We start from the raw sequence: 14,905 nt of genomic DNA on the forward strand, positions 1-14,905 counted from the left end.
CCTTGCGCTCTCAGGCGCCAGCCTTCGCCGAACGGGCGCCGGATTCCGGCCGGCTTTCTGGTTGCGGCCGCCACGCCGCTGCCGGATCGGCGTCATCGGATGGGTCTGATGCGGCCATGACTGTTTCCCGCTGTTGCCATTGGTGTCTGCGCATCTCGTTCGCCTCGAAGGCCAAGCGGGGTGGACGCCATTGGAACGCAGTCATCGTGCTGACATCGACGCCCTCCGGGCGATCGCCGTCACCATCGTCATCCTGTTCCATCTGAGGATCCCGGGCTTCGAGGCGGGCTTCGCCGGCGTCGACGTCTTCTTCGTGATCTCCGGCTATTTGATCACCGGGCAGATCCTGCGCGACGTCGCCGCCGGGCGCTTCTCGTTCGCGGAATTCTACCTGCGGCGCGCACGGCGCATCCTGCCGGCGCTGGTCACGACGATCGCGCTGACCTTTGCGGTCGGCTGGCTGTTCCTGTCGCCCGAGGCGCTGCGGCAACTCGCCAAGGAGGCGACGCACGGACTGCTCTCGATCTCGAACATCCAGTACTGGCGCGAGGCCAGCGCCTATTTCGCGCCGACGGCGGATCAGCTGCCGCTGCTGCATTTGTGGTCGCTGTCGCTCGAGGTGCAGTTCTATGCGCTGGCGCCGCTGCTGCTGGTGTGGGCCGCCGCAGGCCGGCACGTGTTCCGCCTCATCGCCGCGCTCGGGCTGGTGTCGCTCGCCGCGGCGATGCTCTGGCTGCCGCATGATGCCGACGCCGTGTTCTTCCTGACGCCGTTCCGGGTGTTCGAGTTCGCGCTTGGCGCCCTGGCGATTCCGCTCGAAGCCCGACTCGCAGCCTTGCCGCGGACGCGGTCGATCGCGGCCGCCTGCGGCGATGTCGTCCTGCTCGGCAGCCTTCTGATCATCGGCCGCTATCAGGCCTCTGCGGGCGTGGCGGCGCTGCTGCCCTGCGCCGCCGCCGCGATCATCATTGCCGCCAATGCGCCGACGTCGCTGGTGATGGCGCGGCCGGTGCGCGCCGTCGGTCTCGTGTCCTATTCGCTCTATCTCGTCCATTGGCCGGTGATCTTCTTCGCCCGTTTCATTTTCGGCGAGGCCGCGCAGACGGCAGCCGGATCGCTGTCCCAGCTTGCGCTCATCGCGGTGCTGGCCGCCGTCATGTTCGCCGTGGTCGAGCAGCCGCTGCGGCGGCTGCCCTGGCCCCGGGCGGCGCAGCTGGCCAGTTTTGCGACCGTTGTCGTGGTCGGAGCCGGCCTGACCCACGTGACGTTCCGCGCCAACGGCGTCGTCTCGCGGCTGCCCGACGCGCAGCTCGCGCTGTTCCAGCTGCAGGGCTTCGGCCTGAACAAATGCGGCCGGGCCGTCGGCCGCCTCTGCGCCTTCGGCGATCTCGCGGGCACGCGGGGCGTGGAGCTGCTCGGCGATTCCTACGTCCAGCAATATGTCGCGGCGCTCGACGAGTCCCTGAAGGCGCGCGGCATGATCGGGCATGTCTCGACCATGAGCGGCTGTCCCACGCTTGCCGGCCTGATGGCGGAAGGACCGCGCGCGCAGGTGTGCGCGGAGCTGCGCGACAGCGAGCTGCCGCGCATCCGTCAGTCGCAAGCCGACTTCGTCGTGATCGGGCAGGCCTGGCAGCATTACCTTGATCTCGGCGAGGGGCCGCAGGCATGGGCGCGCAATGCCGAGGTGGCGCAGCATCTGGCCGACACGATCCGCCTGCTCGACCGGCCGGGCCGTCATTTCCTGGTGATCGGCGGTCAGGTGCGGCCCGTGAACTGCGCCTTCGATCCCCTGCGCATGCTACCGGGCCCGCGCTGGCACGCCCCCGCCAAGCCCTGCGATCCCGTGCCGAAGAGCGAGGCAGTCGCCGCCAACGCCACCATCGATGCGGTGCTGGGCGAGGCGATCAGGCCGTTGGCCAAGGTGACCTTGCTGCGCCCCTCGGAGGTGTATTGCGACCAGGATTGTCCGGTGGTCCAGGACGGCGTCTGGCTGTTCCAGGACGCCGGCCATTTCACCGTGGCCGGCGCGCAGCGCATGGGCGCGCGTGCCGCGCCGATCTTCGCGACGTTCCTGGCCGACGATTAGCCGGACAGCGCTGCGCTCATTCGCTCCTGCGGGCGAGCGTGGCGGCCAGGATCGGCGACGCCGCGACGATCCCGTTGGCTGCGAGCGCCGAGCCCGGCGCGGTGAAATGGCCTTCGTCCCAGGCGAGGGGCTCGCCGGCAGACGTCTGCAGAACGCAATCCCCGCCCGGGCAGAGCAGGGCGAGCAGCGAGACATAGTCCGTCTGCGGCAGGTCCGCGATCAGAGCTCTCAGTTGCCCGTCGACCTCGCCGAACAGGCTCAGCATGTGGCCGCTGGTCGAGACGCCGAACCGGCGGGCCGCGACCAGCAGATGCGGCACGGGGCGATCGAATTGCGGACTGGGACCGACCACGACGACCTTGCTGCCGGCGGCCGTGATCGCCGCGATCGTGGCTCGCAGGCTCGCGCGCCCGGCCGGCGTCAAAGCAGTGCGCGTCCAGTTGCCGGAGAGGATCACGATGTCCGGCCCGACATCACGCACGACGCGGGGCAGTTGCCGATTGAAGGCGACGCAGCCGGCCGACTGGCCCGGCTCGTCATAGGGAACGCATTGCGCCATCGTGGCGCGCAGCAGCGTCACCTGCGGCAGCGCGCGCTTCAGGCCGAATGTCAGATGCGCCGCATGGCTGTCGCCCCACACCAGGACATTCGGGCGCGTGCCTTTCGCGAGACAGTCGGCGTGCAACGCCTGCAGCTCCTGACCCGGATTGAGGAAGCACGAGCCTTCCTCGTAGAGCAGCTTGTGATCGTAGCGGATGAAGTCCGCAACGATCTGCTCCAGTGGCGAAAGGCGCGCCGGGAAGCCGTCCCACGCGATCAGGACCAGGCTGGCCGCCAGGGCGGTCGTGCCGGTCGCGGCGAGCGCGCGCGCCGTGACCGGCCACTCGGCGCGGCGCGCCGGCTGCTCGATCAGGTAGTAGCTCGCCAGCGCCAGCGTCGTGCAGGCACCGAGCAGCGCGAGCTTGTCCGTAGCCGAGCTTGGCGGGCCCCAGATCGCGCTGGCCAATGAGACCACCGGCCAGTGCCACAGATAGAGCGAGTAGGACCACAGCCCGACCGCGACCAGCGGCCGGGTCAGGATCAGCACGGTCCTGCTCGGTGCGGGCTGCGCCCAGATCACCAGGCACGTGCCGAGGCAGGGCAGCAGCGCGGCGACGCCGGGATAGGGTGTGCGCGGCGAGAACACGTTGACGGCGGCGCCGAGTGCGATCCATCCGAGCGCAGCCGCGCCGATCCGCAGCCGCTGGCTGCCCAGCACGGGGATCGCCTCGACCGCCAGCAGCGCGCCCAGGGCCAGCTGCCAGGCGCGCGCCGGCAGCAGGTAGAATGCCGCCGCCGGCTGCAGCCTGGTCTGCACCACGCACAGTGCAAACGAGATCGCGCAGATTGCAACGAGGCTCACCAGCATCTGCCAGCGCCGCATCGCGAAGATGGCCAGCGCCAGGGCCGGAAACACCAGATAATACTGCTCCTCGACGCCGAGCGACCAGGTGTGAAGCAGCGGCTTGGTGATCGCCGCAGCGTCGAAATAGCCCTGCTGCGTCCAGAACAGGATGTTCGAGGAGAAGGTGAGCACGGCCAGCGCCTGCTGCGCCGCCGACACCGTGTCCTGCGGGAGCAGGATCACGCTGGCGCCGAGCAGGGTGGCGCACAGCATCGCGAAGGCCGCCGGCAGGATCCGGCGCGCGCGGCGGCGATAGAACGCCGCGAGAGAGAACGTGCCGGCGCGGGCTTCGTCGCGAATGATCCGGGTGATCAGGAAGCCGGAGATGACGAAGAACACGTCGACGCCGACATAGCCGCTGCGGAACGGCGAGATGTCGTAGTGGAACGCGATCACCGACATGACCGCGAAGGCGCGCAGGCAGTCGATGTCGGGACGATAATCGGTTGAACTCAAGATGACTGTCCGAAACGCGTGCAGGCGGCTGTCGTCACCTGCAAGGGCGGTCAGCGCGCGCCGCGACCCTGACACGCCACGATTGCAACCGCAATGCAGGACGCCGCGAACAATCGTGCAGGCAAGTCACAATGCCACTGAATCGACATTGCTTGGCAGCCCGTGCGGTGCGGCTTCACAGACTTGCCTCAATGCCGTGTTGGCGTCGCCGGAGTTTGTGCGTCGAGCGAGCGTGTCATGCGTACATTGGGGCGGACGGCCGGCCGAGCCGGTTTGTTGTGCGGTGTTGTTCTATTTCAGGTTGCGCTCATGGCGCCGCTTGCGCTGGGAGCCGAGGCAGGGGGTGCCGCTGCGGCGGCAGCGCCCGCAAGGGATGTGACGAAGGACAGCGGACCGTTCGGCGGCTGCGAGCCGATCGGTCTGACCGCGTCGGGCGAACTGGTGTTTCCGCTCGAATGCAAGAAGCTGATCAAGAAGCCGACGGATGGCCCGGTCGCGGCTGACGACAAAGCGGCAGCCGAAGACAGGACGGCCTCGACCGATGCAAAGCCGTCGGCGGGCGCCTCAGCCACCGCCGATGCGCCGGCCGCTCCCGAGGCCAAGCCCGCGAGCCAGGCGGCTGCTCCGGTGCCGGCCGCCGGGCCGAAGCCCGTCGCGGCCGCAGACAAGCCGGAGGCCCACGGCGCCGCTGCCGCAGATCCCGCCGCGCCTGCCAGCGCTGCGGCGATCAAGCCCGCCTTGTCCAAACCGGGCCTGACAAAGCCGGGCGTCACCAAGCCCGCTTTGTCGAAGGCGGCTTCGAAGGCCGGATCGGCGGGGCTGCCGTCCGGCGCCACCACGATCGGCGCCGTGTCGGCCAGATCCGCCGCCGCGAACGTGGCGGGCAAGCCTGCATCCGCCAAGGTCCTCACGGCCAAGACGGCGGTCGTCACCGTCAAGGAGCCGGCCTTGAAGGGAGGCCAGGCCGAGGCGCCACAGGCCGCGAACAAGCCGTCGACGATGTCGGCGATCAAGCGGATGATCGTGATGGCCAAGCCCGCCAACACCGGGGCGCCCGCCGCGGCGCGGCCGCAGGCCGAGGACCGGCCGCTGCGCACCGCCAGCATGCCGGCCTGCATGCAATTCCGCAGCTACAATGCCGCCACCCGCAGCTATCGCGGTTTCGACGGCCACATCTACGCCTGCCGCTGACGCCCGCGACCCCCCGCGGGAGCAAGGCCGCAGCGAAACCAGCGTGACGGCGCCGGCGCGCCGTCACAGCAGAGGGCGGGCCACGGCGCTCAAGACCTGCTATAGAGCGCGCGATCCCTGACCCGCTTGCGTGCTTCCGATCCGATGACCGAGCCCCAGTCCGACCTGTTCGAGATGCGCCGCCTCGAGTCGCTTTCCAACACCATCTTCGGTGTAGCGATGACGCTTCTCGCCTATGACTTGCCAAAACCGAACTTTGCCCAGATGCCGGGTTGGGGTGATCTCGTGCACACCTATTCGGGCCGGCTCGCCGGGCTGGTGCTCAGCTTCATCATCGCCGGCGTGTTCTGGATCAGCCATCACCGCCGGCTGGCCCGGCAGCCCTATGGCAGCCGCTTCGTGGTGATCCTCAACCTGTTTTTCCTGCTGTCGATCGTGCTGCTACCGGTCACCAATGGGCTCTACAGCAGCTATCGGCTGTCGAGCGCGGTGGCGGTGCTCTACGGCCTGCATCTGACCATCATCGCCGCATTGAACGCCGCACTCTGGTGGCTCGGCCTTCCGGCAGGGCGTCATGCCGAGATCGCCGGCGCCGTCTTCCCCGTCATCGTGTTCGTGCCGGGAATCGCGCTGGCTGCATACGCGCCGGAGTATGTCCAATATTTCTGGATGCTCGGCTTCGGCGGGTTCCTGGCGCGCCGCTTCGTGGCCGCCAAGCCCGAGAAGGCCATGGACGTTGGCGGATGAAGCCGGAAAAAAACGCGGCGGGCCATCCGACCCGCCGCGTCCTGGATCTTGAACTCGCTGGTCCAGGGCCGAGACCGCCCCGTTGCCGAGCCGCGATGGGCACGATCCGCTGACGAATCACGCGCTCATCGAACCTTGCTCACGAAGAGCCGCTCAGCGGGCGATCCCAGCGAGGTGACAGCGCTTGGTGAAAGACACTGGATCACCTCCTTTCGTTGTTGACGATGAAAGCAATATAGGACGCTCCGAGCCGCGTGGGTAGGGGGGCCAATTACGGAACCCCGGGGGGCTCCGACGCAGTGCACGCGATCGGCGGCAGGTCCATCGCACAGCGCCGTCAGGCCCGGGACGGGGCCCGGCCATGACGGTACAGAGCGACGGCCCTCCAGCCGGCGGAAAGCCTCCGGCGAGGCCCCGGACAGGTGGCTGAGGGAGGTTGAGACCGGCCACGGACCATGTTAGGGAACGCCCAGATGCGGGTGTAGCTCAATGGTAGAGCAGCAGCCTTCCAAGCTGAATACGAGGGTTCGATTCCCTTCACCCGCTCCAGACCGTGTTGCGCGCTGCTCGAGCAGCCGGCTCACGCCCCGATCAATCGCAATGGATCTGTTGCCCGATTCGCCGGCATGACCTGCCGTCGCTGAAGTACGTCGTGTTGCCGATCGTCTGTGACGACGTGCCGTCGCTGAAATAGGTCTGGTTGCCGATCCGTTGCGAGCTTGTGCCGTCGCTGTTGTATATGGAACGCCCGACCTGCTGCGACGATGAGCCGTCGCTCCAATAGGTGGTGTCGCCGAGGCGCTGTCCGGACAGGCCGTTGTCGCAATGGACCTGGTTGCCGATCAACTGGCACGTCTCGGCCCGAGCTGCGGTCATCGCCGCCAGGCCGAGCGCGATCGCGAGACTCATGCGCATCATCTTGCATCCTCGTGTGTTGCAGCATTGAATCGCAACCTGGGCGGGCGCGCAACCTAAAGCGATCCTTGTCGTCCCAGTTTCAAGCGCGGCTACGACCTCGTCCTTCGTCTCGCCTCCGCCGCCCGGAACGCCCGCATCTGGCCGCTGAGGAAGCGCAGCAGGTGGCTGGCGGCCTGCGGCAGCTCGCGGCCGCGGCGGGTGATGACGCAGGCTTCGCTCGCGGCGAGCAGGCGATTGTCGATCGGCACGGCTTCGAGCGAGCCGTCGGCGAGGTCGGCGGCAATCGAGAACGCCGGCAGCAGCGTCAGGCCGAGGCCGCTCTTGACGAAATGGCGGAGCACGTTGATCGAGCTGGTGGTGAGCTTCGGCTGAAGCGCGATGTGCTCGGCGGCCTCGGCCATCGCCACGATCTGCCGTGTGCCGTAACTGCGATGCATCAGCCCCAGCGGATGGTCGGCGAGCTCGCGCAGGCGCACCGGGCGGCCGGGCCGTGCCAGCGCGTGGTCCGGCGGCACGATCGCGCACAGCGGCTGTCGGCTCGCGGTGGCGACGCGGATGCGCGGATCGGCTGACGGGTTGAACACGAGGCCGATGTGGTAGCGGTCCTCGGCGACGGCGTTGACGACCTCGTTGGTGCCGGCGAGGTCGAACGCCATGGTCAGGTCCGGATGACGCTGCCAGAACCGGCCGAGCGGACCGGACATGAGGTCGCTGACGAAACCTTCGCCGAGCACGATGTCGACATGGCCGCGCTTTAGTCCCTGCAACTCACGCAGTTTGGCGACGGTGTCGGCCTGGTCGGCCTGCCACTGCCGGAAGCGCTCGACGAGCAAAGCGCCGGCTGCGGTGGCGCGGACGCCGCGGCTCAGCCGCTCGACCAGCGTCAGGCCGAGCTCTTTCTCCAGCAGCGCGATCTGGCGGCTGATCACCGAAGCGTTGATGTCGAGCGCATCGGCTGCGGCGCGTACCGATCCGAGGCGGACGGTCTCGTGGAGATAATGCAGCCGGTGATGGTCGAGCAGGGCGGTCACGGGCGATCCGAACAGCGTTGACTTGGAGTCAACACTAACGCCGCGGGCTGCTCATGTCTGCCGCAAAACGCGGCGGCTAGGCTTCCTTGGCAATGGCGCAGGAGGCCTCGTGACCACGATCGGCATCATCGGACTTGGCAACATGGGGCGGGGCATGGCCGTGACGCTTAAGGGCGCGGGCTTCGCCGTCACCGGATACGACGCATCCGAAGCCACGCGGACCGCGCTCGCCGAAGAGGGCATAGTGATCGTGGACGGCATCGGCGCAGTCGTCGCCTCAGCCGATATCGTGATCCTGTCGCTACCGACCGCCGAGATTGTCGAGCGCGTGGTGGCGAGCGAGGGCGGCATCCTCGCGCATGCGAAAGCCGGTGTCGTCATCATCGACACCTCGACCTCTCACCCCGGGACCTCGCGCCGGCTCGCCGGCCTGCTGAAGGCGAACGGCATGGGCTTCGTCGATGCGCCGGTCAGCGGTGGGCCGAAGGGTGCCGCGACCGGCACCATGACGATGGTGATCGGCGCCGCCGACGAGGATCTCGCGCGCGTGCTGCCGGTGCTGGAGAAGATGAGCGCCAAGCGCGTGCATGTCGGCGGCGTCGGCGCCGGCAACGTCGCCAAGATCGTCAACAATCTCCTCTGCGCCGCGCATCTGCTCACTGCTGCCGAGGCGCTGCGCATTGCCGGTGCCGCCGGCGTTAATGCCGAGCGGTTGCTCGAGGGCCTCAATGCCGGCTCCGGCCGCTCCGGCGTCACCCAGGTCAACGTGCCCAACTGGATCCTCAACGGCGCCTTCGATTCCGGCTTCACCATGCAGCTGATGCGCAAGGACGTCAGGCTGGCGGCGCAGTTCATCGGCGAGCTCGGCCTTGCCTTGCCGATGGCGGCGGACACCGCGCGCATCTGGGCGGACAGCGCCGGCAGCATCGCCGATCCCGAGGATTTCAACCGCATCGTCGAGCTTCAGCTCGGCCCGATCACCAAGCCGTGAGGGCGCAAGCCATGACCCACTTCATCGATCCCCGCCTGCGCGACGCGGCGCTGCCGTTCTGGCCTGAATTCGAGACCATCGGCTCGCATGTCGGCGGTGAGCTCGTCATCGGCACCGGCGCGACGGTCTCGGTCAACGATCCCGCCACCGGGCAGTTGCTGTTCAGCTATTCCGACGCCGGCGCTGACGTCGCCGTGAAGGCCGCGGCGGCGGCCACGGCGGGGCAGGCGGAATGGGCACGCATCACCGCCGCGGGCCGTGGCCGCGTCATGCAGGCGGTGGCACGCGCGATCCTCGCAGCGGCCGAACCGCTGGCGCAGCTGGAAGCGCTGTCCGCCGGCAAGCCGATCCGCGACACAAGAGGCGAGGTCGCCAAGGTCGCGGAGATGTTCGAGTACTATGCGGGCTGGGCCGACAAATTCCACGGCGAGGTCATTCCCGTGCCGTCGAGCCATCTCAACTACACGAGGCGCGAGCCGATGGGCGTCGTGCTGCAGATCACGCCGTGGAATGCGCCCGTGTTCACCGCCGGCTGGCAGATCGCGCCGGCGATCAGCATGGGCAATGCCGTGCTGCTGAAGCCGTCCGAATTGACTCCGTTGACATCGCTGGCGCTCGCGGTCGTCGCCGAACGTGCGGGCCTGCCGAAGGGCGTCGTCAACGTGCTCGCGGGCTTCGGCCACACGACGGGGCAGGCGGGGCTCGCGCAGCCCGCGGTGAAGAAGGTCGTCTTCGTCGGCTCGGTGCCGACGGGGCGGCTGATCGGCGAGGCGGCGGCGCGGCGGCTGGTGCCGTCGGTGCTCGAGCTCGGCGGCAAGTCGGCCAACATCGTGTTCGCCGATGCCGATCTCGAACGCGCCGCGATCGGCGCGCAGGCGGCGATCTTCGGCGGCGCCGGGCAGAGCTGCGTCGCCGGCTCGCGGCTGCTGGTGCAGAGCGCGGTGTACGACCGCTTCGTCGATCTCGTGGCGCAAGGGGCAGTGAAGATCAGATGCGGCGATCCGCTGTCGGCGGAGACCGAGATCGGGCCGATCAACAATGCCAGGCAATATGACCACGTGCTGTCGCTGATCCGCGAAGGCGCGGCGGAGGGCGCGGAGATCGTGGCCGGCAGCCACGGTGAGAGCGGGGGCGGCGGCTACTACGTGAAGCCCACGGTGCTCAAGAACGTCACCAACGCGATGGGCATCGCGCGCAAGGAGGTGTTCGGACCGGTCGTCGCCGCGATCCGCTTCGAGACCGAGGAGGAGGCGATCGCGATCGCCAATGACAGCGAGTTCGGTCTTGCCGGCGCGGTGTGGACGAGGGACGTCGCGCGCGCGCATCGCGTCGCCGCGCAGGTTAAGGCCGGCACGTTCTGGATCAACGCCTACAAGACCATCAACGTCGCCTCGCCGTTCGGCGGCTACAACAACAGCGGCCACGGCCGCTCCTCCGGTGTCGAGGCGCTGTACGAATACACGCAGGTGAAGAGCGTCTGGGTCGAGACCGCGGCCGAGCCAGCGATCGCGTTCGGCTACGCACCCGGCTTGCGCGATTGAGCCCGCATGGCATGATGAGTGCAGGAGCAGCGCACCCGGTGACCCCAATAGTTCCGGAATAAGGAACAGATTCATGCCGCGCTTCGTCAACGTTGCCATCGGCCAGCTTGGACCCATCGCCAAGAGCGAGCAGCGTCCAGCCGTCGTTGCAAGGCTGATGGCGTTGATGCGCCAGGCGCACGCCAATGGCTGCGATCTCATCGTCTATCCCGAGCTCGCGCTGACGACCTTCTTCCCGCGCTGGTACATGGAAGATCAGGCCGAGATCGACACATATTTCGAGCGCGAGATGCCCGGGCCGGAGACGCAGGCGCTGTTCGCGCTTGCGAAGGAGCTGCGCATCGGCTTCTGCCTTGGCTATGCCGAGTTGACGGTCGAAGATGGCGTCGTCCACCGCTACAACACGGCCATTCTCGTCGATAGAGCGGGCGCCATCGTCTCCAAATACCGCAAGGTGCATCTGCCGGGGCATGCCGAGTACGAGCCGTGGCGCAAGTTCCAGCATCTGGAAAAACGCTATTTCGAGCCGGGCCGGAATTTCGGCGTGGTGGACGCCTTCGGCGGTGTCATCGGCATGGCGATCTGCAACGACCGCCGCTGGCCCGAGACCTATCGCGTGATGGGCCTTGATGGCGTCGAGATGGTGCTGATCGGCTACAACACGCCGGTGCACAATCCGCCCGCGCCGGAGCACGACGATCTCTCGCTGTTCCACAACCGCCTCGTAATGCAGTCCGGTGCCTATCAGAACGGCACCTGGGTGATCGGCGTGGCGAAAGGCGGCATCGAGGAGGGCGTCGACCACATCGCCGGCAGCTGCATCATCGCACCCTCCGGCGAGATCGTCGCGGCCTGCGCCACCAAGGGCGACGAGATCGCGCTGGCCCGCTGCGATCTCGACCTGTGCAAGTCCTACAAGCAGACGATCTTCAATTTCGACGTCCATCGCCAGCCCGGGGCCTACGGCATGATCGTCGAACGCAAGGGCGAAAGGCTGATGGCCGATGGTTCGCTGGTGAAGACGCAATGATCGGCCCTCATCTCTCCCCACGTCATTCCGGGGCATCGCGCAGCGATGAGCCCGGAATCCATAACCACAGGCGGACGTGTGAGGCATGCGAGTGGTGACGTCCCGCCCCTCCAACGCGCGCCTGTGGTTATGGATTCCGGGCTCGCGCCGCTGCGCGGCACGCCCCGGAATGACGAGAGGAGAGAGACAGCCTTGCGCCACGTGCCTCATTTGCGTTCAAATGAATGCACTCCATGCGCATGGCATGCGCCTTGCTTACAATTTCGGCAATTGAACTCAAGCAGCTTGCATCAGGAGCAACCATGGATCGCAGAACGGTATTGAAGGGATTGGCGGGCGCGGGTGGTCTGGCGCTGACGGGATTTGCGGCGCCGGCGATCGCGCAAGGCGCCTCCGCGCGTACCTTGCGCTTTGTGCCGCAGGCCAATCTCGCCAATTTCGATCCGATCTGGGGCACGCAATATGTCGTGCGCAACGCGGCCGCGATGGTGTGGGACACGCTCTACGGCATCGACGACAAGTTCGTGCCGCAGCGCCAGATGGTGGAGTCCGAAGAGGTCTCGTCCGACGGCCTGACCTGGACCTTCAAGCTGCGTCCCGGCCTAAAATTCCACGACGGCGAGCCGGTGCTGGCCAAGGACGTCGTCGCCAGCCTGACGCGCTGGTCCGCGCGGGACCCGATGGGCCTGATGCTGAAGGCGATCCAGAACGAGCTCACCGCGGTCGACGACAAGACCTTCAAATGGGTGCTGAAGCAGCCCTATCCGAAGATGCTGTTCGCGCTCGGCAAGGGCAACGCACCCTGCGCCTTCGTGATGCCCGAGCGCATCGCGCAGACCGATCCGTTCAAGCAGATGTCCGAATATGTCGGCTCCGGCCCGTTCAAATTCGCCAAGGGCGAATGGGTGCCGGGCGCGAAAGCCGTGTTCGAGAAGTTCGCCGACTACGTGCCGCGCGACGAGAAGCCGGTGTGGCTCGCCGGCGGCAAGAAGGTGCTGGTCGACCGCGTCGAATGGGTGATCATGCCCGATCCCGCGACGGCCGCGGCCGCGCTGCAGAACGGCGAGGTCGACTGGTGGGAGAATCCGATCACCGATCTCGTGCCGGTGCTGAAGGGCAACAAGAACATCGGCGTCGACATCGGCGATCCCCTCGGAAATGTCGGCTCGTTCCGCATGAACCATTTGCATGCGCCGTTCAACAACGTGAAGGCGCGCCAGGCCATCCTGATGGCGCTGAGCCAGGAAGACTACATGCGCGCGCTGGTCGGCGACGAGAACGCGCTGTGGAAGCCGCTGCCGGGCTTCTTCACGCCGGACACGCCGCTCTACACCGAGGCCGGCGGCGAGATCCTCAAGGGCAAGCGCGACTTCGCCGGAGCGAAGAAGCTCTTGGAGGAGGCGGGCTACAAGGGCGAGCCGATCACCTGCGTGGTCGCGCAGGACCAGCCGATCACCAAGGCGTTCGGCGACGTCACCGCAGATCTCCTGAAGAAGCTCGGCATGACCGTCGACTTCGTCGCCACCGACTGGGGCACGGTCGGCGCCCGGCGCGCGCAGAAGACGCCGCCGAGCCAAGGCGGCTGGCACATGTTCCACACCTGGCACGCGGGGGCCGACTGCATCAATCCGGCCGCCTACACCGCGCTGCGCGCCAATGGCGACAAGGCCTGGTTCGGCTGGCCGACCAGCGAGAAGGTCGAGACCGAGATCACCAACTGGTTCAACGCGAAGTCGCTGGACGAGGAGAAGACGGTTGCGGCGCGCATCAACAAGGCGGCGCTGGAGGACGTGGTGTTCGCGCCGACCGGCTTCTTCCTCGGCTACACCGCGTGGCGCAAAAACGTCTCCGGCGTGACCAAGGGACCGATCCCGCTGTTCTGGGGCGTGTCGAAGACGGCGTGAGGCACTGACAACTCATGCTGAGCTATGCGCTCCGACGCGTGCTGTCGACCCTGCCCGTGATGGCGATCGTCGCGCTGTTCGTCTTCAGCCTGCTGTACATCGCGCCGGGCGATCCGGCCGTCGTCATCGCCGGCGACCAGGCGAGCCCGGCGGACGTCGAGCGCATCAGAGCCAATCTCGGACTGGACCAGCCCTTCCTGGTCCAGTTCGGCAGCTGGGTGTGGCGCCTCCTGCACTTCGACCTGGGCACCTCGATCTTCACCAATCTCCCGGTGGCCGCGATGATCGCCCAGCGCATCGAGCCGACCCTGTCGCTGATGATGGTGACGTTGGTCCTCACCATCCTCATCGCGGTGCCGCTCGGCGTGATCGCGGCGTGGAAGGCGGGCACCTGGATCGATCGCGTGATCATGGCCTTCGCCGTGTTCGGCTTCTCGGTGCCGGTGTTCGTGGTCGGCTACATTCTCGCCTACGTGTTCGCGCTGAAGTTCGACCTCTTGCCGGTGCAGGGCTACACGCCGCTCGCGCAAGGGTTCTGGCCGTGGCTGCAGAACCTGATCCTGCCTGCGGTGGCGCTCGGCTGCGTCTACATCGCGCTGATCGCGCGCATCACCCGCGCCGCGATGCTCGAGGTGCTGCAGCAGGACTACATCCGCACCGCACGCGCCAAGGGCCTGGGGCAGGGCGGCATCCTGTTCATCCATGCGCTGAAGAACGCCGCGGTGCCGATCGTCACCGTGGTCGGCATCGGCATCGCGCTTTTGATCGGCGGCGCCGTGGTCACCGAAAGCGTGTTCGCGATTCCTGGCCTCGGCCGTCTCACCATCGACGCCATCCTGCGCCGTGACTATCCGGTGATCCAGGGCATCGTGCTGCTGTTCAGCTTCGTCTACGTGCTCGTCAATCTCCTGATCGACATCACCTACACCCTGGTCGACCCGAGGATCCGCTATTGACCGCCACGACCACCACCTCGCCGCCGCCGGGCCTCGTCGTCGCGCCCGTCCTGCCGGACCTGATGGCCGCGCCGAAGATCCGGCGCGGGATCATCGGCTTCCTCCGCAACCATCCGACGGTGGCGATCGGCGGCGCGCTGCTGCTCGTGCTCGTCATCATCGGCGTGTTCGCGCCGTTCCTCGGCACCGTCGATCCCACCGCGATCGCGCCGGCCAAGCGCACGCGGCTGCCGTCGGCCGACTTCTGGTTCGGCACCGATGCGCTCGGCCGCGACATCTATTCGCGCGTGCTCTACGGCACCCGGGTCTCGCTGACGGTCGGCCTCTCGGTGGCGCTCGCGGCCTCGCTGATCGGGCTTTCGATCGGCCTCGTCGCCGGTTTCCTGCGCTGGGCCGACGGCGTGCTGATGCGCTGCATGGACGGGCTGATGTCGATCCCGCCGATCCTGTTGGCGGTCGCGCTGATGGCGCTGACGCGCGGCAGCGTCGGCAACGTCATCCTCGCCATCACTATCGCCGAAATCCCGCGCGTCGCGCGCCTGATCCGCGGCGTGGTGCTGTCCTTGCGCGAGCAGCCCTATGTCGACGGCGCCGTCGCCTCGGGCAC

General features: G+C 67.5%; 12 protein-coding genes and 1 tRNA gene. 10 read left to right on the forward strand and 3 right to left on the reverse strand.

The features are described from left to right. Window positions 1-190: 190 nt before the first annotated feature. Window positions 191-2,089, forward strand: coding sequence for an acyltransferase family protein (locus BRAS3809_RS31985; protein ID WP_008966153.1), 1,899 nt, complete (start codon window positions 191-193; stop codon window positions 2,087-2,089). 16 nt (window positions 2,090-2,105) lie between these two features. Here BRAS3809_RS31985 and BRAS3809_RS31990 read toward each other — a convergent pair whose 3' ends face one another. Continuing rightward, the gene (locus tag BRAS3809_RS31990) at window positions 2,106-3,989 is read right to left on the reverse strand and encodes an acyltransferase family protein (RefSeq protein WP_008966154.1); all 1,884 of its coding nucleotides are present in this window, start codon (window positions 3,987-3,989) and stop codon (window positions 2,106-2,108) included. Between the two features lie 309 nt (window positions 3,990-4,298). On the opposite strand from BRAS3809_RS31990, the gene BRAS3809_RS31995 reads away from it, so the two are divergent. From BRAS3809_RS31995 to BRAS3809_RS32005, 3 genes are all read left to right on the forward strand, one after another. Beyond that, entirely contained in the window at window positions 4,299-5,180 is an 882-nt protein-coding gene (locus BRAS3809_RS31995) for a hypothetical protein (RefSeq protein WP_008966155.1), read from the forward strand. A gap of 144 nt (window positions 5,181-5,324) precedes the next feature. Further along, a complete protein-coding gene (locus BRAS3809_RS32000) occupies window positions 5,325-5,927 on the forward strand; it encodes a TMEM175 family protein (protein ID WP_008966156.1) in 603 nt (200 codons plus the stop codon). 475 nt (window positions 5,928-6,402) lie between these two features. Next, window positions 6,403-6,476 (forward strand) — tRNA-Gly (locus BRAS3809_RS32005). A gap of 42 nt (window positions 6,477-6,518) precedes the next feature. On the opposite strand, the gene BRAS3809_RS32010 is transcribed toward BRAS3809_RS32005, so the two are convergent. Both BRAS3809_RS32010 and BRAS3809_RS32015 read right to left on the reverse strand, forming a co-directional pair. Then, a complete protein-coding gene (locus BRAS3809_RS32010; protein WP_035659915.1) occupies window positions 6,519-6,842 on the reverse strand; it encodes a hypothetical protein in 324 nt (107 codons plus the stop codon). 92 nt (window positions 6,843-6,934) lie between these two features. After that, on the reverse strand, window positions 6,935-7,876 hold the full coding sequence (locus BRAS3809_RS32015) for a LysR family transcriptional regulator (protein WP_008966158.1): 942 nt from the start codon (window positions 7,874-7,876) through the stop codon (window positions 6,935-6,937). A gap of 109 nt (window positions 7,877-7,985) precedes the next feature. Here BRAS3809_RS32015 and BRAS3809_RS32020 point away from each other — a divergent pair, with 109 nt between their 5' ends. The 6 genes from BRAS3809_RS32020 to BRAS3809_RS32045 form a co-directional block, all read left to right on the forward strand. After that, window positions 7,986-8,867 (forward strand): NAD(P)-dependent oxidoreductase, encoded by an 882-nt coding sequence (locus BRAS3809_RS32020; RefSeq protein ID WP_008966159.1) that lies wholly within the window; start codon window positions 7,986-7,988, stop codon window positions 8,865-8,867. An 11-nt stretch (window positions 8,868-8,878) separates the two neighbouring features. After that, window positions 8,879-10,408: an aldehyde dehydrogenase family protein gene (locus BRAS3809_RS32025; RefSeq protein ID WP_008966160.1), complete on the forward strand. Its 1,530-nt coding sequence runs from the start codon at window positions 8,879-8,881 to the stop codon at window positions 10,406-10,408. Window positions 10,409-10,481: 73 nt separating this feature from the next. Further along, window positions 10,482-11,438, forward strand: a complete 957-nt coding sequence (locus BRAS3809_RS32030; RefSeq protein ID WP_008966161.1) for an N-carbamoyl-D-amino-acid hydrolase — start codon at window positions 10,482-10,484, stop codon at window positions 11,436-11,438. Window positions 11,439-11,740: 302 nt separating this feature from the next. Continuing rightward, window positions 11,741-13,342 (forward strand): ABC transporter substrate-binding protein, encoded by a 1,602-nt coding sequence (locus BRAS3809_RS32035; protein ID WP_008966162.1) that lies wholly within the window; start codon window positions 11,741-11,743, stop codon window positions 13,340-13,342. 14 nt (window positions 13,343-13,356) lie between these two features. Then, window positions 13,357-14,298, forward strand: a complete 942-nt coding sequence (locus BRAS3809_RS32040; RefSeq protein ID WP_008966163.1) for an ABC transporter permease — start codon at window positions 13,357-13,359, stop codon at window positions 14,296-14,298. Next, the coding region (locus BRAS3809_RS32045) for an ABC transporter permease (protein WP_035659910.1) at window positions 14,295-14,905 on the forward strand (611 nt) is incomplete at its 3' end. The genes BRAS3809_RS32040 and BRAS3809_RS32045, both read left to right, overlap by 4 nt.

The sequence above is a fragment of the Bradyrhizobium sp. STM 3809 genome, assembly GCF_000239795.1.
Lineage (GTDB): Bacteria > Pseudomonadota > Alphaproteobacteria > Rhizobiales > Xanthobacteraceae > Bradyrhizobium.